Annotated in this window: 24 protein-coding genes and 1 pseudogene; 12 read left to right on the forward strand and 13 right to left on the reverse strand. The window is 45.7% G+C overall.

Features of this window, described 5'->3' with window-relative positions; genetic code table 11:
• Positions 1 to 29 precede the first annotated feature (29 nt).
• Entirely contained in the window at positions 30 to 1,184 is a 1,155-nt protein-coding gene (gene dnaJ, locus L4C34_RS00285) for a molecular chaperone DnaJ (RefSeq protein ID WP_428787343.1), read from the forward strand.
• A gap of 135 nt (positions 1,185 to 1,319) precedes the next feature.
• On the opposite strand, the gene L4C34_RS00290 is transcribed toward dnaJ, so the two are convergent.
• Positions 1,320 to 1,739 carry a type IV pilin protein gene (locus L4C34_RS00290; RefSeq protein ID WP_428787344.1) on the reverse strand — a complete coding sequence of 140 codons (420 nt, stop codon included), beginning with the start codon at positions 1,737 to 1,739 and terminating at the stop codon, positions 1,320 to 1,322.
• 115 nt (positions 1,740 to 1,854) lie between these two features.
• On the opposite strand from L4C34_RS00290, the gene L4C34_RS00295 reads away from it, so the two are divergent.
• The 5 genes from L4C34_RS00295 to tadA are packed head-to-tail and all read left to right on the forward strand — an operon-like array spanning position 1,855 to position 5,256.
• On the forward strand, positions 1,855 to 2,352 hold the full coding sequence (locus L4C34_RS00295) for a GspH/FimT family pseudopilin (RefSeq protein WP_428787345.1): 498 nt from the start codon (positions 1,855 to 1,857) through the stop codon (positions 2,350 to 2,352).
• Entirely contained in the window at positions 2,333 to 2,956 is a 624-nt protein-coding gene (locus L4C34_RS00300) for a PilW family protein (RefSeq protein ID WP_428787346.1), read from the forward strand. The genes L4C34_RS00295 and L4C34_RS00300 overlap by 20 nt, the downstream gene beginning before the upstream one ends.
• Positions 2,949 to 4,256: a hypothetical protein gene (locus L4C34_RS00305; RefSeq protein WP_428787347.1), complete on the forward strand. Its 1,308-nt coding sequence runs from the start codon at positions 2,949 to 2,951 to the stop codon at positions 4,254 to 4,256. The genes L4C34_RS00300 and L4C34_RS00305 overlap by 8 nt, the downstream gene beginning before the upstream one ends.
• Positions 4,246 to 4,677, forward strand: a complete 432-nt coding sequence (locus tag L4C34_RS00310; RefSeq protein ID WP_428787348.1) for a type IV pilus modification PilV family protein — start codon at positions 4,246 to 4,248, stop codon at positions 4,675 to 4,677. The genes L4C34_RS00305 and L4C34_RS00310 overlap by 11 nt, the downstream gene beginning before the upstream one ends.
• A 42-nt stretch (positions 4,678 to 4,719) precedes the next feature.
• Positions 4,720 to 5,256: a tRNA adenosine(34) deaminase TadA gene (tadA, locus tag L4C34_RS00315; RefSeq protein WP_428787349.1), complete on the forward strand. Its 537-nt coding sequence runs from the start codon at positions 4,720 to 4,722 to the stop codon at positions 5,254 to 5,256.
• 48 nt (positions 5,257 to 5,304) lie between these two features.
• Here tadA and L4C34_RS00320 read toward each other — a convergent pair whose 3' ends face one another.
• Positions 5,305 to 5,436: a hypothetical protein gene (locus L4C34_RS00320; RefSeq protein WP_428787350.1), complete on the reverse strand. Its 132-nt coding sequence runs from the start codon at positions 5,434 to 5,436 to the stop codon at positions 5,305 to 5,307.
• Between the two features lie 294 nt (positions 5,437 to 5,730).
• Positions 5,731 to 7,272, reverse strand: a complete 1,542-nt coding sequence (gene mltF, locus L4C34_RS00325; RefSeq protein ID WP_428787351.1) for a membrane-bound lytic murein transglycosylase MltF — start codon at positions 7,270 to 7,272, stop codon at positions 5,731 to 5,733.
• A gap of 342 nt (positions 7,273 to 7,614) precedes the next feature.
• Here mltF and purL point away from each other — a divergent pair, with 342 nt between their 5' ends.
• Positions 7,615 to 11,526 (forward strand): phosphoribosylformylglycinamidine synthase, encoded by a 3,912-nt coding sequence (purL, locus tag L4C34_RS00330; RefSeq protein WP_428787352.1) that lies wholly within the window; start codon positions 7,615 to 7,617, stop codon positions 11,524 to 11,526.
• 128 nt (positions 11,527 to 11,654) lie between these two features.
• Here purL and L4C34_RS00335 read toward each other — a convergent pair whose 3' ends face one another.
• Positions 11,655 to 11,846 (reverse strand): DUF4250 domain-containing protein, encoded by a 192-nt coding sequence (locus tag L4C34_RS00335; RefSeq protein ID WP_428787353.1) that lies wholly within the window; start codon positions 11,844 to 11,846, stop codon positions 11,655 to 11,657.
• 423 nt (positions 11,847 to 12,269) lie between these two features.
• Between L4C34_RS00335 and L4C34_RS00340 the strand changes: the two genes are divergently transcribed.
• Complete coding sequence (locus L4C34_RS00340) at positions 12,270 to 12,986, forward strand: class I SAM-dependent methyltransferase (RefSeq protein ID WP_428787354.1); 717 nt, start codon at positions 12,270 to 12,272, stop codon at positions 12,984 to 12,986.
• Here the strand turns inward: L4C34_RS00340 and L4C34_RS00345 are convergent.
• The gene (locus L4C34_RS00345) at positions 12,931 to 14,217 is read right to left on the reverse strand and encodes an MFS transporter (protein ID WP_428787355.1); all 1,287 of its coding nucleotides are present in this window, start codon (positions 14,215 to 14,217) and stop codon (positions 12,931 to 12,933) included. The genes L4C34_RS00340 and L4C34_RS00345 overlap by 56 nt on opposite strands.
• Positions 14,189 to 14,911 carry a PAS domain-containing protein gene (locus L4C34_RS00350; protein WP_428787356.1) on the reverse strand — a complete coding sequence of 241 codons (723 nt, stop codon included), beginning with the start codon at positions 14,909 to 14,911 and terminating at the stop codon, positions 14,189 to 14,191. Before L4C34_RS00350 ends, L4C34_RS00345 begins: the two co-directional genes overlap by 29 nt.
• Before the next feature lie 359 nt (positions 14,912 to 15,270).
• On the opposite strand from L4C34_RS00350, the gene L4C34_RS00355 reads away from it, so the two are divergent.
• Positions 15,271 to 15,921: a Qnr family pentapeptide repeat protein gene (locus L4C34_RS00355; protein ID WP_428787357.1), complete on the forward strand. Its 651-nt coding sequence runs from the start codon at positions 15,271 to 15,273 to the stop codon at positions 15,919 to 15,921.
• Positions 15,922 to 16,181: 260 nt separating this feature from the next.
• Complete coding sequence (tsgA, locus tag L4C34_RS00360) at positions 16,182 to 17,372, forward strand: MFS transporter TsgA (protein ID WP_428787358.1); 1,191 nt, start codon at positions 16,182 to 16,184, stop codon at positions 17,370 to 17,372.
• Positions 17,373 to 17,406: 34 nt separating this feature from the next.
• Here the strand turns inward: tsgA and L4C34_RS00365 are convergent, their stop codons facing one another.
• On the reverse strand, positions 17,407 to 17,925 hold the full coding sequence (locus tag L4C34_RS00365; protein ID WP_428787359.1) for a GNAT family N-acetyltransferase: 519 nt from the start codon (positions 17,923 to 17,925) through the stop codon (positions 17,407 to 17,409).
• Between the two features lie 154 nt (positions 17,926 to 18,079).
• On the opposite strand from L4C34_RS00365, the gene L4C34_RS00370 reads away from it, so the two are divergent.
• On the forward strand, positions 18,080 to 18,472 hold the full coding sequence (locus L4C34_RS00370; RefSeq protein WP_428787360.1) for a VOC family protein: 393 nt from the start codon (positions 18,080 to 18,082) through the stop codon (positions 18,470 to 18,472).
• A 104-nt stretch (positions 18,473 to 18,576) separates the two neighbouring features.
• Here L4C34_RS00370 and L4C34_RS00375 read toward each other — a convergent pair whose 3' ends face one another.
• The 5 genes and pseudogenes from L4C34_RS00375 to L4C34_RS00395 form a co-directional block, all read right to left on the reverse strand.
• Positions 18,577 to 20,292, reverse strand: a complete 1,716-nt coding sequence (locus L4C34_RS00375) for a proline--tRNA ligase (RefSeq protein ID WP_428787361.1) — start codon at positions 20,290 to 20,292, stop codon at positions 18,577 to 18,579.
• An 86-nt stretch (positions 20,293 to 20,378) separates the two neighbouring features.
• A complete protein-coding gene (locus L4C34_RS00380) occupies positions 20,379 to 20,579 on the reverse strand; it encodes a hypothetical protein (protein WP_489686354.1) in 201 nt (66 codons plus the stop codon).
• A gap of 47 nt (positions 20,580 to 20,626) precedes the next feature.
• A pseudogene (tsaA, locus tag L4C34_RS00385) lies at positions 20,627 to 21,074 on the reverse strand (tRNA (N6-threonylcarbamoyladenosine(37)-N6)-methyltransferase TrmO); the annotation flags it as partial.
• A 15-nt stretch (positions 21,075 to 21,089) separates the two neighbouring features.
• Positions 21,090 to 21,536, reverse strand: coding sequence for a YaiI/YqxD family protein (locus L4C34_RS00390; RefSeq protein ID WP_428787362.1), 447 nt, complete (start codon positions 21,534 to 21,536; stop codon positions 21,090 to 21,092).
• A gap of 4 nt (positions 21,537 to 21,540) precedes the next feature.
• On the reverse strand, positions 21,541 to 21,855 hold the full coding sequence (locus L4C34_RS00395; protein ID WP_428787363.1) for a hypothetical protein: 315 nt from the start codon (positions 21,853 to 21,855) through the stop codon (positions 21,541 to 21,543).
• 293 nt (positions 21,856 to 22,148) lie between these two features.
• On the opposite strand from L4C34_RS00395, the gene L4C34_RS00400 reads away from it, so the two are divergent.
• Entirely contained in the window at positions 22,149 to 22,640 is a 492-nt protein-coding gene (locus L4C34_RS00400; protein ID WP_428787364.1) for a GNAT family N-acetyltransferase, read from the forward strand.
• Here L4C34_RS00400 and L4C34_RS00405 read toward each other — a convergent pair.
• Positions 22,615 to 22,914 carry a DUF3301 domain-containing protein gene (locus L4C34_RS00405; RefSeq protein WP_428787365.1) on the reverse strand — a complete coding sequence of 100 codons (300 nt, stop codon included), beginning with the start codon at positions 22,912 to 22,914 and terminating at the stop codon, positions 22,615 to 22,617. The two genes, L4C34_RS00400 and L4C34_RS00405, sit on opposite strands and share 26 nt — an antisense overlap.
• Between the last annotated feature and the right edge of the window lie 5 nt (positions 22,915 to 22,919).

The raw sequence follows: 22,919 nt of genomic DNA on the forward strand, positions 1-22,919 counted from the left end.
CTGGTAGTACAGGACTGGTAACGAATAACATGTCAAAACGTGATTTTTACGAAGTATTAAGTGTCGGTCGCGACGCATCTGAACGCGATATCAAAAAAGCGTATAAGCGCTTAGCGATGAAATATCACCCAGACCGCAATCAGGGCGATGATTCCGCAACAGAAAAATTTAAAGAAGTAAAAGAAGCGTACGAGATCTTACTCGATCCTCAGAAGAAAGCCGCTTACGACCAATACGGTCACGCAGCCTTTGAACAAGGCGGCATGGGCGGTGGTGGCGGTTTCGGTGGCGGCGGTGCTGGTGCTGATTTCGGCGACATCTTCGGTGATGTATTTGGTGATATCTTTGGCGGTGGTCGTCGTGGTGGCGGTGGTCAAAGCCGTGCACAGCGTGGCTCCGACCTACGTTACAACATGGAGCTGTCTTTAGAAGAAGCAGTTCGTGGTGTATCGAAAGAAGTTGAAGTTCCAACGTTAGTTCACTGTGACACTTGTCATGGTAGCGGTGCGAAAAAAGGCTCGTCTCCAGAAACCTGTGGTACTTGTCATGGTCATGGCCAAGTGCAAATGCGTCAGGGCTTTTTTGCCGTTCAGCAAACTTGTCCAACCTGTCACGGTAATGGCAAGGTCATCAAAGATCCTTGTAACTCATGCCACGGTAAAGGTCGCAAGCAGAAGACTAAAACGCTTAGCGTGAAGATCCCTGCCGGTGTTGACACTGGTGATCGCATTCGTCTTTCTGGTGAAGGTGAAGCCGGAGAAATGGGCGCTCCAGCGGGTGACCTATACGTACAAGTACACGTGAAAGACCATAATATCTTTGAGCGTGACGGCAACAACCTATACTGCGAAGTGCCTGTGAGCTTTTCAATGGCAGCATTAGGTGGTGAAGTCGAAGTACCGACTCTTGATGGTCGTGTCAGCCTGAAAGTGCCAGAAGAAACGCAAACGGGTCGTATGTTCCGTATGCGCGGTAAAGGCGTGAAAGGTGTTCGTGGTGGCGGTGTTGGTGATCTGATTGTCAAACTTGTGCTTGAGACTCCAGTGAAACTGAGCTCGCGTCAGAAAGAGTTACTGCGTGAATTTGAAGAATCTTGTGGTGGCGATGCAGCCAACAAGCATAAGCCTAAATCTGAAGGCTTCTTCAATGGCGTGAAAAAGTTTTTTGATGATTTAACTAGCTAATTAAGTTGCGCTATTTCTAGCGTTCTTGATATCTGAAAAAGCCTGCTCTGATGCAGGCTTTTTGCGTTTATGGCTAATATGTACAAGATGCAAAAAAGTAGATTTATATTTCCCCTATCATTACTCCTCTCAGCATTACCAGCAGATATCTGGCAATCGTACGCCTGTTTCGTTGAGGCTTAACGTCGAGTAGAGTTCCCCCTGACAGCGGTCTTGGTTTTGCCCATAAGTCGATTGTGGCGTAGCGGTAATGGTGTATTCATTGTCATTCGTCTCAATCTGAATCTGATAGCGTGCGACATCGGATTGGCAGAAATCATTGCAGTGTGCCTCGCTAGTTAGTTCGCTAGCATCATACCCTTCAGAGTAGTGGCTTTCTAAATACAGCTGGATACGTATTAGATCCGCCATTGCTTGCTGGCGGTAGCTTTGCCGCGTGTGCTCTTGGTAGCTGGGGTAGGCAATCGCGCTGAGCATTCCAATAATCGTAATCACTATCAGAAGCTCGATCAATGTCATTCCATACCAGCTTTGTTTACAAATTGTTGGTTGCATTTGTTGTAAATCGCTCCCGCTCGTCGGGTGAATGATTCGAACCAGTGTTCACCTTTTGTTAGTGTCCAGCCAGACTGGTTTGTTTGGATTTTCGACTTACAAAGGACTTTGCGAGATGACGCGAGGGTTTACCTTACTGGAATCATTGTTAGCGGTGGCACTGCTAGCAGGCCTGACGGCTTGGGCATTGCCAAGTTTTCAACATTTTCGCCAAGATAGAAACATGGCTCGTTTGGCCTCCGGCTTACTTGGTTATGTGCAGCAAGCTAAATCGATGGCGAAATATCGCCATCAAGATTTATGGGTTCATTTAACTTTGCTTAGCAATTCTAGTGATCCTTGGGCGTTGGCACTGACGAATTCAGATCAGGTAGGGAGTGAGGATTTAGCTCATTTTTCTGGCAAGCCTTATCAAGGCATCATGCTGAGTAGCACTTTCCGTTCAGATCGCATAAAGATTTATGCCCTGCGCGGAAAAATTACCAGCGGTAGTATCACCTTTTATTCATCGTCACAGTCGGAACGAGCATTGAAACTCATTACATCCTACGGCGCGGGTAGGGTGAGAATATGCGCACCTGACGGAGAAGATTATGGTTACCCCAGCTGTTAGGCAAAAAGGAGTCAGTCTTCTGGAACTGATGCTTTCAGCTGCGATTGGCGTATTGATCCTTGGCATAATTGGCGCTGTGTTTCTGTCTAGTCAGAAGCTTGCCATGGCGCATCGCCAGCATTTGGTGTTGCAACAGGCTTTGTCATTGACCATGCGGCAGATAAAGCAAGATATTCAGCGTGCAGGCTATGACATAGAGAAGGGGAAGCCCATTACCTTACAAGGGCAGGCTCAACCTGTTGTATGGCAGGCTGAGCCGCCTTTGCTTGCTTACGTGTACCGAGATGATTCAGATGGCAGTGAACCGTATCGAAATCTTGTTTATTGGCTTGATGAAAGTAGTCATCAGCTTAAGTTGTGTGAGAAGACCTCAGCAGAGCCGCTCAGTGTGGAGCAGGCGGTTCAATCTGGCTCTGGTGGGGTCTGTTATTCGACATTTGATAGCAATGTTGTGCAAGTTGAACAACTGACGGTTACCAGCCATACCGTGGGCAGTGCACAAGCTCAGAGCACTTTGTATTCTATGACGCTTCGAGCGGCGCTGGTTGCCAATTCAACCGTGAGCGAACAAGAAAGCATAACTTGGGTGGCAAGAAATGGCTGATGGGCGACGGCCTAGTGCACCGCGACAATTTCGGCGACTGTCAGGGTACGCGACCTTATTTGTCACGTGTGTATTGCTGGTTGGGGTTTTAGTTATTGTGTTGGGTTTATATCAGGGTGTCTGGCTACACCTTCGCCAGGCGCAATTTGAAAACCGCGATCGTATCGCTTATTGGCGAGCAGAAGGAGGATTGGAGTGTGCGTTTTCCTACCTGCGTAGTGGGGTGATGGATACTCAAGCTTGGCCAAGCTGCTCTGAGATGAATCTAGACGTACTAACTAATACTAAATTAAGCCTCGGCCGCTACCAGATAGAATCACGCGCCGGATACGTACAATTATCAAGGCAGGTCAATACGATAGCTCAGCCTCCAAACGGCGCCATTAATGCAACAGCCAACTTGTGGTTTACCGCAAGCCTGAATGTACATCCTGATTTGGTCGAGCAAATTGGCTCATCAGATTGGGTGTGTTTGGCGATGCGTTATCAGCATCAAATATTTGCTGATTCTGTCAGTTCATTATCTCCCGATGAAAGCGCTTGGGTTGACCCTCAAAATGTTCAATGCGCTTCTGAGTATCAAACTTGGCTTTCATCTATTGCTCATGCGGGGCAAGATTTTCAACAGCAAGATGATCTGGAGCTATTTTTGACCTTATTTTCAGTCCCAAGGAGTGATTGGTTTTGGGTGATGTCTCACCCAAGCTTTACGCGCATTCCAACCTCATTAGAGGCGGCGGATGGAAGCTTGTTAGCGCATGCCAGCCCCGATCTCCCCGAGCCCGATTATATTGCCAATTGTGGTGAGAAAATCTCGCAACGAGTTCGTGAGCAGCGTGCCTTGATTTGGTTATATGGAGACTGCGAAATCACTCAGGCTCAGCTTGATGAGATAAACTCAGCAATCAATCTATGGCTCCCAAGTGGTATTTTAATCGTGATTCAAGATGGTTTCTTTACCACCGCCAGCCATGGGGAATTGAATGGCTTACTTTATCAGTTTATGTCTCCCCTCAATGCTGATGGGGCTCTACAACATTGGCCAAAAGCGTCAACCTATGACTCGTTGCAAGCTCAACTTGCAGACCAACCTTTTTCGCCAAGCATTTCAAGTGAGCGGGTTAGTTACTACCAGGCAGGCTCTTTTTATCCTAGGGGAGGGTTGATTATCGATGCGCTGGGCTATGAAGCTATCTTTGGCTCGGATTTGGATTTTGATTATCAGAGGGCGACGGTCGAATACGCGCTCAGTCAATATTATCAACCAAGTTGGCAAGGAGGGAGCTGGTATGCCAACTAAAAATGTCGGTTTTTCCTTTCTTGAAGTTCTGATTGCATTGCTGTTGATAAGCTTAGGTGCATTTTCTTTGATTCAATTACAAATCGATATTGAACGCCAATCAGGATTTGCGTTAGACAGCAGTCAAGCGCTGAAAATTGCAGAAAACAAGCTAGAGTGGTTTCGTACTCGAGGCGCGAAGGCGCAGTATTCGACGCTGTCGGTAGCCGATTTTTCGCATGATATGATTGCGGGCGAAGAGCAATTACCGCCTTATCAGCTGCAATGGAGTGTGGAGACCATGGAGCCTGATGGCACGCTAAAGTTACTACATATCGAAGTTTTATGGCTAGACAGGTTGGCCGAAAAGCGAAAAGTTGAGCTTGATACGTTAATTTCACAGTACAGTGAATTTGATGCGGTGGTGCGGCCGAACGATTAAGGGGGAACGGCAAGCCTACAACAAGAGAATTTGCTATTATGCATGACATACAGAGATCAAGAGAGCACTAAGTTGAGCAGTAACTTTTCTGACAGTGATAAACAATTTATGCAGCGCGCAATGGCATTGGCTGCGAATGCTGAGCAAGCCGGCGAAGTGCCCGTGGGCGCGGTGCTGGTCAAAGATGGTGAAGTTCTTGCTGAAGGTTGGAACCAGTCTATCGGTAGTCACGATGCGACCGCCCATGCAGAAATCGGAGTGCTGCGCAGCGCAGGTCAAGCACTTGAGAATTACCGTTTACTGGGCACCACCTTATATGTGACGTTGGAGCCATGCCCTATGTGTGCAGGGGCAATATTGCACAGCCGAGTCAATCGGGTGGTGTTTGGTGCTTACGACCCTAAAGCGGGTGCGGCAGGCAGTGTGCTGGATTTATTCGATAGCCAAGCGGCCTATCACTATGCTGATGTTACAGGAGGGGTGCTTGAAGAAGAATGTCGTTCTCAGCTGCAAGCTTTCTTTAAACGTCGTCGTAAAGAAATTAAAGCTAAAAAGCAGCAGGATAAGCTAATTAAGTAGTGTTTTAAGCAAACACTCATTTGATTAAGTGTTTGCTTTTTTGCGGTGTTAGTCAGTAATAAACTGATTAAAGGCACGGTTGCGCCAGATAATTTTCTTTTTATTGTTGGCTAACATTCTTTTACGACGAGTTGTCGAAGCCATAGGCTTGAGGCGCTTAGTACGAAAATTACTTTTCATAATAGCCTCCCTTATTAAGTAATGTATTGCATATGTCGCTTAGCCAGTGATTTTAAAGCTAACGACGAGATCTGGATGTTAGGCGTAAACAAGTCTTTCATTTTACTCGACCAAAAGGGCAGGTTCGGCATCTTCACTTCTACCTTTCCGTTTCATTTAGCACGATATATCATCCAGCCGAGGTAGAATATAGGCCTGCTTAGCGCCTAATTCAAGTATTAACCTAAAAAAGTCGCCTAAAAAAACAACGACCTTATGCCTTTAAACAGGTTAACCTAAGGCGTATTTCTATTTTTAGTCTGCCTTTTTCTCTTGGCCTTCTGGGTTGCTAGCCGTCGAGGTGGCGGCTGATTGCTCGGGGGGAGTCAGCAGGCTAGGGCTTGGCTGAATGACCGTCAGATCATTCATGTTTACTTCTTGAGAGCTAGCGATACGCTGATCGATATGGCCAATGATACTTTGGTAGTAACGTCGGATATTCTCCACATAATCTCTTGCTTCATCACCGCGTGCGTAGCCGTATCGAGTATGGCTATAGTATTTGGCTTGTTTTAGTAGCGGTAAGCGATCTTTTACATCCGCCCAAGAATCTGGGTTGCCACCTTGTGCTTTGGTTAACCTCCGAGCATCCATCATATGACCAAAGCCTACGTTATAAGAGGCTAAAGCGAACCAAATCTTTTCATGGTCATTAATGCTATCTGGCACTCTTTGCACCATGCGGCGTAAATACTCGACGCCACCACGAATGGATTGATCAGGATTGAGGCGGTTGGTTACGTTCACACTTCTTGCCGTCGGTTGAGTGAGCATCATGATTCCACGCACACCCGTTGGCGAAACCGCTTTTGGGTTCCAGTGAGACTCTTGGTAGGCGACGGCTGCAATCAAGCGCCAATCAAAGTTGCCCGCGTATTGTTTAAATAAGGGTTCCCAGCGTTCGAGCTTGCCATTCAAAGCGCGGATAAATGCTCGGGTATCAACGTAGTCGAATGTGTTGATATGGCCTATGTATTTTTCTTCTAAGGTCGCGAGCTGGCCTGATTGTTTGAGGTGGCCAAAAAATTCAATCATGAGCGCGTATAACCCTTCATCATCAGAGCGCCTCAAGTACCAAGAGATAGGTTGGTCTTCGGTTAGCTCTATTGCAGAAGTGAGTGTGGGATAGACACGTTGTGATAGCGAGAGTTCAACGGAGTCGGCGACAGTGAAGTCAAGCTCTCCCAATGCCACCTTTCTTAGTAGCTCATTGACATCGGCTTCTTTCTCCGCTTTGAAGATTAAGCTCGGGTAGCTCTTCTTTAAATTCTTGGCCGTTGCGTCAAAGCGAGATTCGCCGACGACTTCAAAAATAGGCTTACCTTGATTTTGTTTTAGGAGTTCGTCTTGCTTGGCAACCAGCTGCTTAACACTTTTTGGTTTCCAGTTTCCTTTTTTATACACCAATTGTTGGCTGACATAATAATAAGCCGGTCCGGCTCGGAACTGATGTCGGGTATCCGCTGGAGGGCTAACGCCTGCGGCGATAATATCAATTTCGCCTTTTTTCAGCGCTGGGTAGAGGGCCGATACACGATAAGCGGGTTTCATCTCCAACTTGACGCCCAGTTCGTCGGCAAATTCGCGTGCCAGCTCATAATCAACACCCGCAGGGCCGTCTGGACCTATATAGTAGGAGAGTTGATTATTTAAGGTGCCTACGCGCAATACGCCGCGTTCTCGGATCAGATCAAGCTCGCTTTTTGGCTTGGATTCAATTTGGCAGCCAGATAAGATCATTGACACTGCGACAATGGCGACGGTGTTACGTAGTTGGTGGAAACAAATTTTAAACATTACTCATACGTCTCATACATTCTATATAGCCAATTGTTCTAGGACTAAACGTCTCAAAACGCTTACGGCATATGCCTTTATATCAAAGCGATAGTGATTGGCAAAGCGGATTCCGCCAAACCACGGCCTACGTCTGCAATTTACCCATCACAATGTAGCGATAGACGTCTAGGAAAAAAATGACGCAAACGGTTGCTTTTCTTGTTACATCGCAAAAACAAATGCTTTATAATGCGCGCATCAACACAAGGTGTGATCGGCATAAGTCTCAATTTCTAAGTACTAACTTATTGAGTTTATACCAATATCACTTTAATCAACTGCATTAAGAGACCTAAGCACATGAGAATTTTGCGTGGTTCCCCAGCTCTTTCAGAGTTTCGTGTTAACAAACTACTAGAACTTTGTCGTGAACAGCAGCTACCTGTTACTGGTATCTATGCTGAGTTTATGCACTTCGCTGATCTTACGACGGAGCTAGATTCTCAAGAAGTTGAGAAGCTAGAAAAATTGTTAACTTACGGTCCGACGATCGAAGAGCATACACCAGCAGGTCTAATGCTGTTTGCAGCGCCTCGCCCAGGTACGATTTCTCCATGGTCATCTAAATCTACCGATATCGCGCAAAACTGTGGTCTGGACAAAATTAAACGTCTAGAGCGTGGTACGGCTTACTACATTGAAACATCCGTCGAGCTGACAGCGGATCAAACGACCGCACTGAGAGCTCTGATTCACGATCGCATGATGGAAGTCATCTTTACCGACTTCGATGCTGCTCAAGCCTTGTTCCAAGTCGCAGAGCCTGCACCTCATGCTGAAGTAGACCTTCTTACTGGTGGTCGTAAAGCGCTAGAAGAAGCGAACGTGACCTTAGGTCTTGCGCTTGCTGAAGATGAAATTGATTACTTACTTGAAAGCTTTACGGTTAAGCTTGAACGTAATCCAACTGACATTGAATTAATGATGTTTGCTCAAGCAAACTCAGAGCACTGTCGTCACAAGATCTTCAATGCAGATTGGACCATCGATGGCGTAGAACAAGACAAATCCTTGTTCAAAATGATTAAGAACACTTACGAGACCACACCTGAACATGTCTTGTCTGCTTATAAAGATAACGCAGCGGTAATGACCGGCTCTGAAGTCGGTCGCTTCTTCCCAGATTCAGAAACTCGTCAGTACAACTATCACCAAGAGAAAACGCACATCTTGATGAAAGTTGAAACGCATAACCACCCAACGGCAATCTCTCCTTGGCCGGGTGCATCGACAGGTTCAGGCGGTGAAATCCGTGATGAAGGCGCGACAGGTATCGGTGGTAAACCTAAAGCTGGTCTGGTGGCTTTCTCTGTTTCAAACTTGAAGATCCCGAACTTTGTTCAGCCATGGGAAACGGATTTTGGTAAGCCAAGCCGTATCGTAAATGCACTTGATATCATGCTTGAAGGTCCTCTTGGTGGCGCGGCATTCAACAACGAATTTGGTCGTCCTAACCTGCTTGGTTACTTCCGTACTTACGAAGAGAAGGTTAACTCTCACGCAGGTGAAGAGGTTCGAGGTTACCACAAACCAATCATGTTGGCTGGTGGCCTAGGTAACATTCGTGATGAACACGTTCAGAAGAAAGAGATCCCAGTAGGCGCAAGCCTAATCGTTCTTGGCGGCCCGGCGATGAATATCGGTCTTGGTGGCGGCGCGGCGTCTTCAATGGCTTCTGGTCAATCAGCTGAAGATCTTGATTTTGCTTCTGTTCAGCGTGAAAATCCAGAAATGGAGCGTCGCTGTCAGGAAGTGATCGACCGTTGCTGGCAGCTAGGTGATGACAACCCAATTGCCTTTATCCATGATGTGGGCGCGGGTGGTATCTCGAACGCACTTCCTGAGCTTGTAGATGATGGCGAGCGTGGCGGTATCTTCAACTTACGTGATGTACCAAACGATGAGCCGGGTATGAGCCCACTTGAGATCTGGTGTAACGAATCTCAAGAGCGTTACGTAATGGCCGTAGCAGATAAAGACATGGCTACCTTCGAGGCGATTTGTAAGCGTGAGCGTGCGCCATACGCTGTTGTGGGTAAGGCCACCGAAGAGCGTGAACTCAAATTAGAAGATTCACACTTCGACAACACGCCAATCGACATGCCAATGGACATTTTATTAGGTAAAACACCTAAGATGCATCGTGATGCTAAAACGTTGAAGGTGAGCAACCCAGCCCTCGATCGCTCAGGCATTGAAATGAATGAAGCGGTTGACCGCCTTCTTCGCTTGCCAACCGTTGCAGAGAAAACATTCCTTATTACCATCGGTGATCGCTCGGTAACTGGCCTAGTTGCTCGTGACCAAATGGTTGGCCCTTGGCAGGTTCCTGTTGCTAACTGCGCAGTGACTGCCGCGAGCTACGATTCTTACCACGGTGAAGCCATGTCTCTTGGTGAGCGTACGCCAGTGGCGCTACTAGACTTCGGCGCATCTGCTCGTCTAGCGGTGGGTGAAGCAATTACTAATATTGCAGCGACGAACATCGGTGATATCAAACACATTAAACTCTCGGCGAACTGGATGTCTCCAGCGGGTCACCCTGGTGAAGATGCAGGTCTTTACGAAGCGGTAAAAGCGGTTGGTGAAGAACTATGTCCGGCACTAGGTCTTACTATCCCTGTGGGTAAAGACTCTATGTCGATGAAGACTCAGTGGGAAGAAAACGGTGAGCACAAAGAAGTGACGTCTCCGCTTTCTCTTGTTATTACTGCATTTGCTCGTGTTGAAGATGTACGTAAGACGATTACTCCACAACTTCGTACAGATAAAGGTGCTTCAAGCCTAGTACTTATCGACCTAGGTAACGGTAAGAACCGTCTAGGTGCAACGGCACTAGCACAAGTTTACAAACAGCTGGGTGATAAACCTGCAGACGTCGACAACGCAGCACAGCTGAAAGGTTTCTACGAAGGCATTCAAGCGCTAGTGGCTAACGATCAAATTATCGCTTACCACGATAAAGGTGATGGTGGTCTATTCGTAACGCTTGCGGAAATGGCATTTGCTGGTCACTGTGGTGTTAACGCAAACATCGAAGCACTGGGTGAAGACGTACTAGCGGCGCTATTCAACGAAGAGTTGGGCGCGGTCATTCAGGTTCGCAGCGAAGATTTAGCCGCAGTGAAAGCGACGCTGGCGGCAAACGGCCTAGAAGCATGCTCACATGTGATTGGTTCGGTAGAAGCATCAGACGAAGTTGTGATTAAGTCTGGCGAACAAGTTATTGTTGAGCGTAACCGTACAGAGCTGCGTACCATTTGGGCAGAAACGACGCATAAGATGCAATCTTTGCGTGATAACCCAGAGTGTGCGAATCAAGAACACGAAGCGAAGAAAGACAACTCAGACCCGGGTCTGAACGTTGAGCTTAGCTTTGATGTGAATGAAGATATCGCCGCGCCTTACATTGCTGGCTCCATGATCAATAAGGGTGCTAAGCCTAAAATGGCTATTTTGCGTGAGCAAGGTGTGAACTCTCACGTTGAAATGGCAGCGGCATTTGACCGTGCTGGTTTTGAATCTGTCGACATCCACATGAGTGATATCCTGACCGGTCAAACGGTACTGGATGAATACAATGGCCTTGTCGCGTGTGGCGGCTTCTCTTACGGTGATGTTCTGGGCGCAGGTGAAGGTTGGGCGAAATCAATCTTGTTCAACGGCCAAGCGCGAGACCAGTTTGAAGGCTTCTTCAACCGTGAAGATACTTTCTCATTAGGTGTATGTAACGGCTGTCAGATGCTATCAAACCTGAAAGAGTTGATCCCAGGTGCAGAGTTGTGGCCACGTTTTGTTCGCAATGAATCTGAGCGCTTTGAAGCTCGATTTAGCTTGGTTGAAGTTCAGCAATCGGATTCTGTTTTCTTTAATGGTATGACTAACTCTCGTATGCCAATCGCGGTTTCTCATGGTGAAGGTCGTGTGGAAGTGAAAGACAGCGCGCACCTTGCGGCACTTGAGAACTCTGGCACAATCGCGCTACGTTATGTAGATAACAATGGTAATACGACTCAGCAATACCCAAACAACCCGAATGGTTCACCTAACGCCATCACAGGTCTAACGACGACCGACGGCCGTGTGACCATCATGATGCCTCACCCAGAGCGTGTATTCCGCACGGTTGCAAACTCTTGGGCACCAGAAGGCTGGGGTGAAAACGGTGCTTGGATGCGTATGTTCCAGAACGCTCGTAAGAATATTGGGTAAACGAAGATAGAGTCAGCACAACTCTTATAGCCTCAATTTCCCCAACAGAGGGAGGCGAGGCAGAAACAACTCAGGAAGTAATCAAACCGCAGTCGAGAGGCTGCGGTTTTGTTCTATCTGGAGTGTGGCTATCGAAACTGGCCACTTTCTGGCATGAATTCAAACTCTGCTGTCGCAAGTTTGGCTTCTAGTTCGTCTCGATTAATTTCAAAGTTCGTGGCTAATTGGTCGAGATCTCCGGAGAAGTCATCACGCAGCTTCATATTGATGATGCTCATTAGCATGATAGGGTCCATGCTGGGGAATTGTTGTAGGTTCATAGGTCTGTCTCCAAACGAGGCGGGTATTAATATATTGATTGTGTGGGGCAATCGTCCCAAACGAGCGTGATTACGTCAATTTATTGGAAAAAAAAGCCCGCATGAAATGCGGGCTAACTAAATCAGCTGATGCCTGAATATGGACGGCACATTAAGTTGGCTATGACAACGTTCTAGAGAGACTACCGAACGTTACACTATATGAGTTTGTGTAACCAAGCTCATATGTCCATGAGACTATATAAGATATTGTTTTAGAAAACATACGGGGATTACCCGTATGTTTAACATTTGTGAGATATTTACAATCACTTTTCTAGCTACAGATAAGGTAGCGGGGCAGCCGTAAGCTAACAATAGCGACGACTGTCAATGATCGAGAACGATATGACTAGACGAAATTGTTTTTAATTGAAGGAGCCTATGAACACTTTTATACAAAAGAAGCACCTATTAGCAGAAGTGAGAAAGGGAGACTTTACTCACCCTGGTGGGAGAGAAGCGGTAGACTATGTCATGAGTAAGGTCGATATCACGAATAAAAAGCTCGCATTAGACATAGGTTCAGGGTTAGGTGGGACCGTGGATATAATGAGTAAACAGGTGCCGACTGCAGGCATTGATAGAGACATTAATGCTATCCAATATTCTCGGGAAAAGTATGGGCAGCATCCATTCCTACTGGGTGATGTGATGGATATTGATCAAGTGGCTTCGGAGTCGTATGACTTGTTCACAATCTTTTCTGCCTTTTATGCGTTTAGCGACCAAAAAGCAGCCTGTACCGAGCTTGCTAAAAAAGCGATGCCTGAATCAGATTTGCTGGTGTTTGATTACTCCTCACAAGGCGTATTTGAAGAAAACTTGTTTCATGACGACGATAGTCCATTCAACCCGATCAATCTCAATGACGTCACAGACATCTTTTCACCGTGGAAGGTCTTACAGGTTTACGATCTAACTGAGATGTTTCACGCTAGTTACAGCGATATTTTGACTTCTATGCATGAGCAGAAAGAGATACTTTGCCATAAGCACGGTCAATTTGCGTATGACAAAGTATATGAGCCATTTCAGCACTTAGTTAAGCACTTGGAAGCGGGGACGCTTGGTGGTTGTTTAATTCACGCCCAAATTTAATCACTGCCGGAATCGATAGTAGAAGAACAACATCTATCATAATGGCTGGCATCATGAGCCAGCCTGTTTGATGAATAAGCCATGTAGCAATGAGAGGGGAAAATCCACCAAAAAATACCGCAGGAAGAGTAAAAGTGAGGTTCATTCCAATCCCTCTAATATCTGATTTGAACAAATCCCCTAAAAAGCTCAGTGCGATGGCATCAATAATGCCAACCAAAATAGCGAAGATGACACTGACAGATATCAGAGTAAAGTAGCTTTGGTTATGGATCAGCAAATAAAACAGAGCAGGAACGACGACGACTTGCACACCCATCAATTTGAGTAAGAGCTTTTTGCCATCAAATCTTATTAACGCGATCCCAGTAGCAATGACTGTGACGACCATAATCGATAGGCTCATCGTATTGAAAGCGGAAGCCGTGAGTTTTGGCACTTTCAAAAACAAACTTAGATAGCTCGGAATCCAGATAAACATTAAGTAGAAGGAGATCTGTAGCGACGCAATAACCATAAAACCTGTTAGAAATGATGCTTTGTGTTGGAGTATTGTTTGCCAGTAGCTGGCTGTTTTTGCTGATTTAGGCTTTTCTTCTTTGTCCATCAAAAGTAAGTCTTTTCGCATCCAAAATAGAAATAAGAACAAAGGAATGGAAAAATAAAAAGGATACTTCCATGCGCCAGCAATAATTTGCTCAGAGGTTAATGTGGCGTGCATGACAGTGATAGTGACAGAAGAAAGTAATACACCGATTAATGAGCTGCAATTCACTAAAGCGCAGGCGAGCCTTTTATATTTACTTTCTGAGTGGTTATAGGCAAATGTGGCGCTAGCTGGTAGCTCCCCGCCCGCAGCAAACCCTTGTACGAGACGTATAGACACCAGCAAGATCGGGGCGAGAATACCGATTTGCGAAAAACTCGGGATGAATATGATAGTAATGGGCGGGATCGCCATCATAAACATAGCGATCCTTGCCGATTTTGATACTGAATGATTGTCGGCGAGCCAGCCAAAGAATAGGCTGCCAAATGGCCGAGCTAAGTAGCTCAAGGCAAAAACACTAAAGGTTTCTAGTGCCGCGACCATAGGGACTGATGTAGAAAAGAAGTGTTTGCCGATGGCTGAGTAAAGAAAGGCAAAGATAATGTATTCGTACCATTCCAATACATTAGACGCCATGGTTATTTGTATTACCTTACGTAAGGTTAATTTTCCGTCTGTCATTTCTCATTAATTCCAATAATATTGTCCAAAAATATTCGTCTTTGAGTTTGTTTTTTCTTATTTTTCGTACGTTTTCTTCTACCGTTCTGATAGAAATGTTCATGTTTTTAGAGACTAGTTTTTGACAGCCCAATATGGCGATAAATATGATAGTTTCCATCTCCCTTATAGAGGGAGGGGTGCTAAACAGAGAGTCTATCCCTAGGTATTTCAAAAAATAGCCAATAGCAGTTTGTTTTGAGGGGTAAAACTTTACATACACTCGAAGTAAGTCTGTCAGTGCTATGCTGTTCGTTAAATTCTCGCTAAAGGTAAAGATTGAAGTGACTTTGTTTGATAGTTTATTGACCATTGGCTTTTTGATCATATTTTGCACGCGCAAAGTGCCATCTTGGCACGGAATGGTTCTCATGCGGTCATGGCCCGATCGGTGTGCACGTACGACATATGCGTCAAGATCGGAAACTGCTTGTTGATAATCATTGTGCCAACGATGCACCACTTTATTGTTTAACTCTTTGGCGTTGATTCCAATCAAGTCACTCTGCTTTTTCATACCAAACAGTTCGATGCTGGCTTGATTGGCATACAAGTATCGGCCGTTTTTGTCCTTTAAGAGAACAGGATTAGACATCTGTTCAGCAAGGTCGACGATATCATCGATAATAAGGTTACTAACGCCGTCGTTGGTCAAAATACTCTATCCTTGTCACCATTAATCTCTAACCAATTAGATACATATAACCTTTTGAAAATTAAATTTTTAAGGTTGAGTATCATGACGGAGCCATTTGTATCACGATTTGTCAGATGAGTGTAGCTCGATCGGTGAAGCGAGAAATTGTCAGATGTTCTAAATGGCACAGTATTGAACCCAACTTTTTTGTAGTGCTGTTCATATCCAATTGAATATTACACTACCTTAAAATACTCTCTACCCCTCTTAAAATAGCCATTTAGAGGGCTTTTAATATGTTGTTTTTCAAAGGGTTATTTTTGTTGAAAAGCAAGGGCTTAAGCTGCTAGCCTGTGGGAGTTCATTCGGGAGGCACTATGACACATCGTGACACTATATACTCACAACATGACTTTTCTCAGCAAGACCTGCAAGGCGCTAGGTTTCACCAGTGCCAGTTTTATCGCTGTGACTTTCGCCGCGCTAATCTGCAAGACGCTACTTTCAGCGACTGCCGCTTTATAGAAGTGAACACAACCGAAGGCTGCCAATTTTCCTACGCCAACCTAAAAGATGCGAGCTTTACGAATTGTCTTCTCGCGATGAGTCAGTTCAATGGCGCGGAATGTTTTGGCATCGAATTACGTCAGTGTGACTTAAAAGGCGCGAATTTTCAGAATGCGAACTTCACTAACCGGATCAGTGAACGTGTCTTTTTTTGCTCTGCGTACATCACTGGCTGTAATTTGAGTTACTGCAATTTCGAACGTGCTGTGATTGAAAAGTGTGAGTTATTCGAGAACCGATGGAGTGGGGCTAATTTATTTAGTGCAAACTTCAATGGGTCGGATTTATCACGGGGAGAGTTCGAAAAATCGCAGTGGGGGAGCTTTAATATTGAAGGTTGTGACCTCACTCACATTGACCTTGAGGGGCTCGATATACGGCGTGTTTCATTACATGGAGCCAAAATTTGTGACTGGCAGCAAACTCAGCTGCTCGAACCTTTCGGAGTTATTGTGTTATAAGATGACACGATTTAAGAACCATTGCTTCTATGAATGAAATTATTTCGCAAACGTTTGCTATTTTCCGTTCAAATATCCATCAAACAGTGATTTTGGTCATATATTCTTGCAACAGCTTCTAGTAGAATCACCGCCTTTCTGGGATGAAGATCTCTAACGGTCATCCCAAACGCATAACCAAAAGCCCTATTCGCGATGACGACGAAAGTGGTCATTGGCAAAACGTGAAACACATTTACTTATTTTACTTTGGTGTTTAAATGAACAATGTAAACCGTATGCAGCTGACTTGGATCAGTTTCCTTTCTTATGGCCTTGTGGGTGCACTAGTTGCCGTAACGGGTATTGTAATGGCTCCAGTTGCTGAGTTTTTCAATATCCCTGTATCAAGCATGAGTAACACTTTCACCTTCCTAAATGCGGGGATGCTGATTGCGATTTTCCTTAACGCTTGGTTGATGGAAATCGTGCCGCTTAAGCGTCAACTTAACTTCGGTTTTGTATTGATGATCTTGGTTGTGATTGGCTTGATGCTGACACACAGTTTGGCGGTATTCTCACTGTGTATGTTCGTGCTTGGTGTCATGGGTGGTATCACTATGTCGATTGGTACGTTCCTGATCACTCGCCTCTATGATGGTCGCCAGCGTGGTTCTCGCCTGCTATTTACCGATTCGTTCTTTAGCATGGCTAGTATGATTTTGCCTGCGATTGCGGGTTATATGCTAGGTAAGCACACGCCTTGGTACTGGATTTACACCATCATCGGGGTTATCTATCTAGCTATCTTTGTGTTGACTCAGATTTCTGAATTCCCTGAGTTAACCAAAAAAGCAGCAAGTAATAAAAACCAAGCTAAAGCCCAAGAAAAATGGGGTCCAGCGGTTTATGTGCTTGCCATTGCTGCAACGTGTTACATTCTTGGTCAGTTGATATTCGTATCTTGGGTTCCTCAATACGTTCAACAGAACCTGCACATGAGCGTAGAAGAAGCCGGTACTATGGTTGCGCGCTTCTGGATGTCTTACATGTTTGGTATGTGGGCGCTAACCGTCGTTTTACGTTACGTTGATATGCAGAAGTTAGTGGTTGTTTTAGCTCTATTGGCTGCGACTTTCATGTACATGTTTAACACATCGACTGTGGCTCATATGGGTTACTGGATCATCGCGCTAGGCTTTGTATCAAGTGCGATCTACACAACGCTAATTACGCTAGGTTCGCAGCAAACTAAAGTCGCTTCACCTAAGCTGGTTAACTTCATCCTTACCTGTGGCACGGTTGGTACTATGCTAACTTTCGTAGTGTCTGCTCCGATCGTTAAGGCGTCTGGTATTCATACGGCGCTGCTAACCGCTAATGCTTTATACGGTGTGGTGTTCTTGCTGTGTGTGGCACTTGGTTTTGTTACAAAGCACAAAGAGAACTCAGTTGGTGCAACTGCGCATTAAACCAGTCTGATTTGCAGAAAAAAGGCCAACGTATTTACGTTGGCCTTTTTTGTTTGTATTTAGGTAGTGTGTGTGACTCAAGGTCATCGGCCGACATTGAGACAAAATGTTGTTCGTGCTCGATGATGGAGTAACCAAGGCTTTGATAAAACCGAACGGCCCCTTGGTTGGCTATAAAACTGGAAAGGGTAAGTTGCCGTTTACTGTTTTGCCGCGCGATTTGATGGATATGGCGCATCAGAAGCTTCCCCACTCCTTGCCCTTGAAACTCAGGGAACACTATCAGAAGGTGGAGATGGTAGCTGGTGTCAATAGGCCTGCAGCACACAAGGCCAATCCTTTTATTCCCTTTATACGCCCAATAGTACCAATCCACTTGATAATCTCGGCTTAACCTCTGCCTTTGGAATTCCTCATCCCAGCCATATACCTGTTCGATGTAGGTGAATAAGGTTTGCTTAACAATGAGGTAGATGTCGTCGAATTCATCCGAGTGAATTGGTTTTAAGTTGATTGAGATAGGGTTAGTCTCGCTGGGAATTCGTGTAAACACGTTAAAACAGGAGGGTTGGAAACTCAAATAACATGTCTAAAATGTGGAACTAATTAGTGGTATAAGATAGAGAAATTGACTATTCGTTAGCATGTTTTATGATGCCAAGTTATACAGCAGTTAATGCGCTAATTTAGTATGGTATAACATCAAGATGATGGGAAACCTCCACCACGTCAGCTTTACCTGTCGCTCGCTGAAAGCGAGCCAACAGTTTTATCAGCAATTTGATTTTAACGAAGAGAAACGTTACCAAGATGAAGAGGTAACAATTGTGCTACTAAAAAGTCGCGCAGGTACTCGTATCGAGTTATTTCACTTCCATTCAAATACCTCAAGTGATGTGCGAGATTTTATGAGTTTGAAACCGATTGGTATCTCGCATATCGCGCTCACCGTACCTGACTTGGATGCTTGCTTAGAACTTGTTCGTTCCGGGGCGAAGTGTAGCCCTATCACACGTGCAAGGATGGGAGGTTTTCGCTATTTCTTTACCACTGATCCAGATGGCAATAACGTCGAGTTTATTGCTACGGACACAGAATAGCTTGATAGACTACTAATAGATTGATAGTTCACTAATAGATTGTAAAAAAGGGCTGATCTTGCGATTAGCCCTTTTTAATCGTCACCAGTTATATTCGTTTTAGTTTAAGCTAATTGATCTTTGATGTGAGCAACAATGTCAGTCATTGCAATTGGTGTTTTATCCCCAGTGCGACGGTTTTTGTACTCGAAGTTGCCTTCTTTCATGCTACGGTCGCCGATCACAACAGTGTGAGGGACGCCAACCAATTCCATATCAGAGAACATCACGCCCGGACGCTCTTTGCGATCGTCAAATAACACTTCGATGCCCATTGCTGTGAGTTCCGCGTATAGCTTCTCAGCCGCAGCTTTCACTTCTTCAGATTTGTGCATGTTCATTGGCACGATAGCAACTTGGAAAGGTGCGATAGCGTCAGGCCAGATGATTCCATATTTATCGTGGTTTTGCTCGATGGCCGCCGCCACAACACGTGATACGCCGATGCCGTAACAACCCATTTCTAGGATGGTATTCTTGCCATCTTGGCCAAGAACGCCACAGTTCATTTTCTCAGAGTAGTTGGTGCCTAGCTGGAAAATGTGGCCGACTTCGATGCCACGTTTTAGAAGGATAGTTCCTTGGCCACATGGGCTTGGATCGCCTTCTACTACGCTACGTAAATCTTCAACTTGACCGAGTTCAACATCACGGCCCCAGTTGATACCGAAGTAGTGTTTGTCATCAATGTTTGCGCCAGCGCCAAAGTCACTCATGACTGCCACTGAGCGATCAACGATAAATGGAAGCTGTAGACCAACTGGGCCTAGGGAGCCTGGACCTGCGCCTATAAGTGCGCGGATCTCTTCTTCCGTCGCCATCTCAAGTGGCGCAGCCACTTCTGTTAAGTTTTCTGCTTTGACTTCGTTTAGCTCATGATCGCCACGAACAATTAGCGCGATGATGTCGGCATTAACGTTATCTGACGCTTTAACGAATAGCGTCTTAACGGTTTTCTCGATAGGTAAATCAAATTGTTCAACGAGCTCTGCAATCGTTTTAGCGTTTGGCGTATCAACCGTCGTCATTTCTTCAGTTGGAGCGGCACGTTCAGCTGTCGGCGCTAGCGCTTCAGCTTTTTCGATGTTGGCTGCGTAATCAGACTCAGAAGAGAATGCAATCAGGTCTTCACCGCTTTCAGCTAAGACGTGGAACTCTTTGGAGCCGCTACCACCGATTGCACCAGAATCTGCTAATACTGGGCGGTAATTAAGGCCCATTCGATCAAACGCTTTGCAGTAAGCATCATGCATGTTGTCGAAAGACCGTTGCAGGCCGTCTTTGTCGATGTCGAAGCTATATGCGTCCATCATTGAGAATTCACGTGCGCGCATCACACCAAAGCGAGGACGGACTTCATCACGGAACTTGGTTTGGATCTGGTAAAGGTTTAGCGGTAGCTGTTTGTAAGAATTGACTTCATTACGCACAAGGCTGGTAATCACTTCTTCAGCCGTTGGGCTGAGTACAAACGGACGCTCATGGCGGTCAGTAAAGCGAAGTAGTTCAGCACCCATCTTTTCAGAACGGCCTGTCTCTTCCCATAGTTCAAACGGCTGAACAACGGGCATCAAGGTTTCAACTGCGCCTGCATTATCGATTTCTTGACGAACGATGTTCTCGACTTTACGTAGTACACGTAGACCAGTAGGTAGCCAAGTATATAAACCTGAAGCCAGCTTACGGATCATACCTGCACGTAGCATGAGCTGGTGGCTCACTACTTCGGCGTCGTTTGGAGTCTCCTTCAAGGTAGAAAGAAGATAGTTACTGGTACGCATTTAGGTATCCGTTCATTTAGGTGTTAAGGGATATTCCCATCATGGGAATAGAGTTAGCCGCTAATGATATCAGTCAATGCGTCTTGTCAAAAGTCTTCAATAGCCGTAACGGTGACTATGTCATCAGATACGCAGAATTTGACGTTTAAATCGAATAGATACACTGCATATTCTTTCTCATCGAGCTGCTTTTTCTTATAGGCCGGACGCGGATCTTGCGCTAACACTTGAGTAATCACTTGGATTTCGTGTGCGCCATCAGGGCGCTCGGCAAATTGTTGCTGCACGCGTTCCAAATAGATGACAGCCAATTCGTCAGGCTTAGTTTGAGCGTAGCCTGCTTTTGCTTCTGGGATAGAGTCGGAGTAAGGCACATAAGGTTTGATATCGATGATGGGCGTCCCATCGACCAAATCGACACCTGCAAGTTCGAGATAAACATGTCCATCGTGTTGGGATACGCCCATCAATTCGACGGCCGACATTCCAATCCCATTTGGGCGAAATGTGGCTCTTGATGCAAATACGCCAATTCTCTGATTACCGCCTAGGCGCGGTGGCCTGACGGTCGGTTTCCAGCCGGCTTCAAGATTTTTATCGAACATGAATAATAGCCATAAGTGACTAAATTGCTCAATGTCTCGCACCGACTCAAGACAGTTGGCAGGGCCAACTAGCTTCACTTTAGCGCTGGCATGAGTCACTAATCCGGGCTGTCTTGGGACAGAGAACTTTTCACGGTATGGGCTTTCAATAAGTCCGATGGGTTCGAGGGAATACATAGTTAGATGAAGCCGTTAGCGTTTAGCGAGAATGCGATCAAGATGATTAGCAAATTCACGTCGGTCGGTTTGAGACAGTGTGCCTGGGCCGCCCGTCTGTATACCACTGGAGCGCATGGTATCCATAAAATCACGGATATTAAGTCGCGCTTTAATGGTTTCTTTCGTGTATAGCTCACCTCTTGGGCTTAGCGCAAGTGCGCCCTTACTGATTACTTCATCGGCAAGAGGAATATCGGAGGTGATAATAAGATCACCCGCTTCGGTACGCTTAACGATTTCGTTGTCTGCGACATCAAAGCCACTAGGGACTTGAATACTATGGATGTTATTGCGTTTTGGAACAGGCACATTGTGATTGGCGATAAAAGTACATTCAACTCCCGTGCGTTCAGCGGCACGTACGATGGTTTCTCGAATGACTTTTGGGCAGGCGTCGGCATCGACCCATAATTTAAGCATGAAGTTATTGCTCGCTGGTAAGTTGTTGTGTTTGTTTATCAAGTTGTAGCTGTTTTTCAAGTTGTTCTACCCGCTGACTAAGCGACGCAACTTGTTTCTCTAACTGCTCTATTTTTCCGGAGTCTTGCACAGCTGAGGCTACTTCAACCTTGGGTACCTGACGGTTGGATTTCCACTTTTTTATCGTAGCAATTAAGGCCGGCATTGGCACTGAGGTGGTCATTCGTGCTTTGACAAGTGCTACGGTGGGTTCTTTGCCTTGCTGTTCTAATGCGCTGAGCACCGTATGCAGTTCTTGGGTGACATCTTGAGTAAGCATGATGGAATCTCTTGAATAATTGAGCCCATTTTAGCGACTATTGGGAGCTTGCGCTACTGGCAGGCTAAAGCATCAGTAGGGTTTTATTTTGTTTCAATTCGTTTCACATGATGAGGATTTATTCGTAAGCAGGAAAAGTGTGATCATCACGCCGTCTGAGCGGAAAAAAAAAGAGTAAATTGGAAGTGAAGTGCCAATTTAGAGGGAATCGAATTGGCCTCACGTAATGCGTCTCAAGAGGAGGCGAGGGGATGTATACCGTCTCTAGCTTCACCACGGAAGGGAGGTCATTTATGACGATAGTGACTAAAAGGACATTGCTGTTACCTTATAGCGAATCACTGCAATCGGAGTTTTTGTTGCTAAATTGTAGTGCGGCAAATCGAACGGGAATGGATGGGGCTTATACGTTGGCTTCAGCCAAAGGTTTATTCAATCAAGTTCTGGCCGGAAAAGGCCTGTATAGCATGGCAGTGGTTGAGCACGCGACACGGGACTATATTGGTCACGTATTCGTTAATCACATTAACCAAGAACCTGAGCTTGGTTTTATTTTTGCCAAGCCATTCTGGGGGAAAGGCATTGCGACCGAAGTACTGAAAGCTTTTTTACCTCGAGTGTGTTCGGTAAAAAAGTTGGTTAGGGTGAGCGCTATGGTTGACGTTAATCACTCAGCTTCAGTGGCTGTGTTAAACAAGGTTGGCTTTACCTACAAAGGCCAAGCGGTAAATTCGCAAGGCCCTTATTCATGTTATGAGTTTAAACTCGGTGCAGCGGCACATTAAACGTGACAGCTCGATTGCCTTGCAGGATCAATTCACCCTGATAGCAATCGTCGCCGAGTGACGAAAACTCGAACTGATAGGATGTATTCCAGACGAACTTGCCATTGGCATCTCGAAATTGGTGCCGATTGAGCGCGACACTAATGAGTTGTACATCCAATTGTTGGCATTTGACGGCAATTAAACGCTTTGCAACCTCTGACTGGCGGCGCTGTTTTAAGAACACCCCGCCAATCACAATGATGCCTAGCATGATGAACAGATTACTGAGCATAGTGG

It is taken from the genome of Vibrio profundum (assembly GCF_050337555.1).
In the GTDB taxonomy this organism is placed as follows: Bacteria; Pseudomonadota; Gammaproteobacteria; order Enterobacterales; family Vibrionaceae; genus Vibrio; species Vibrio profundum.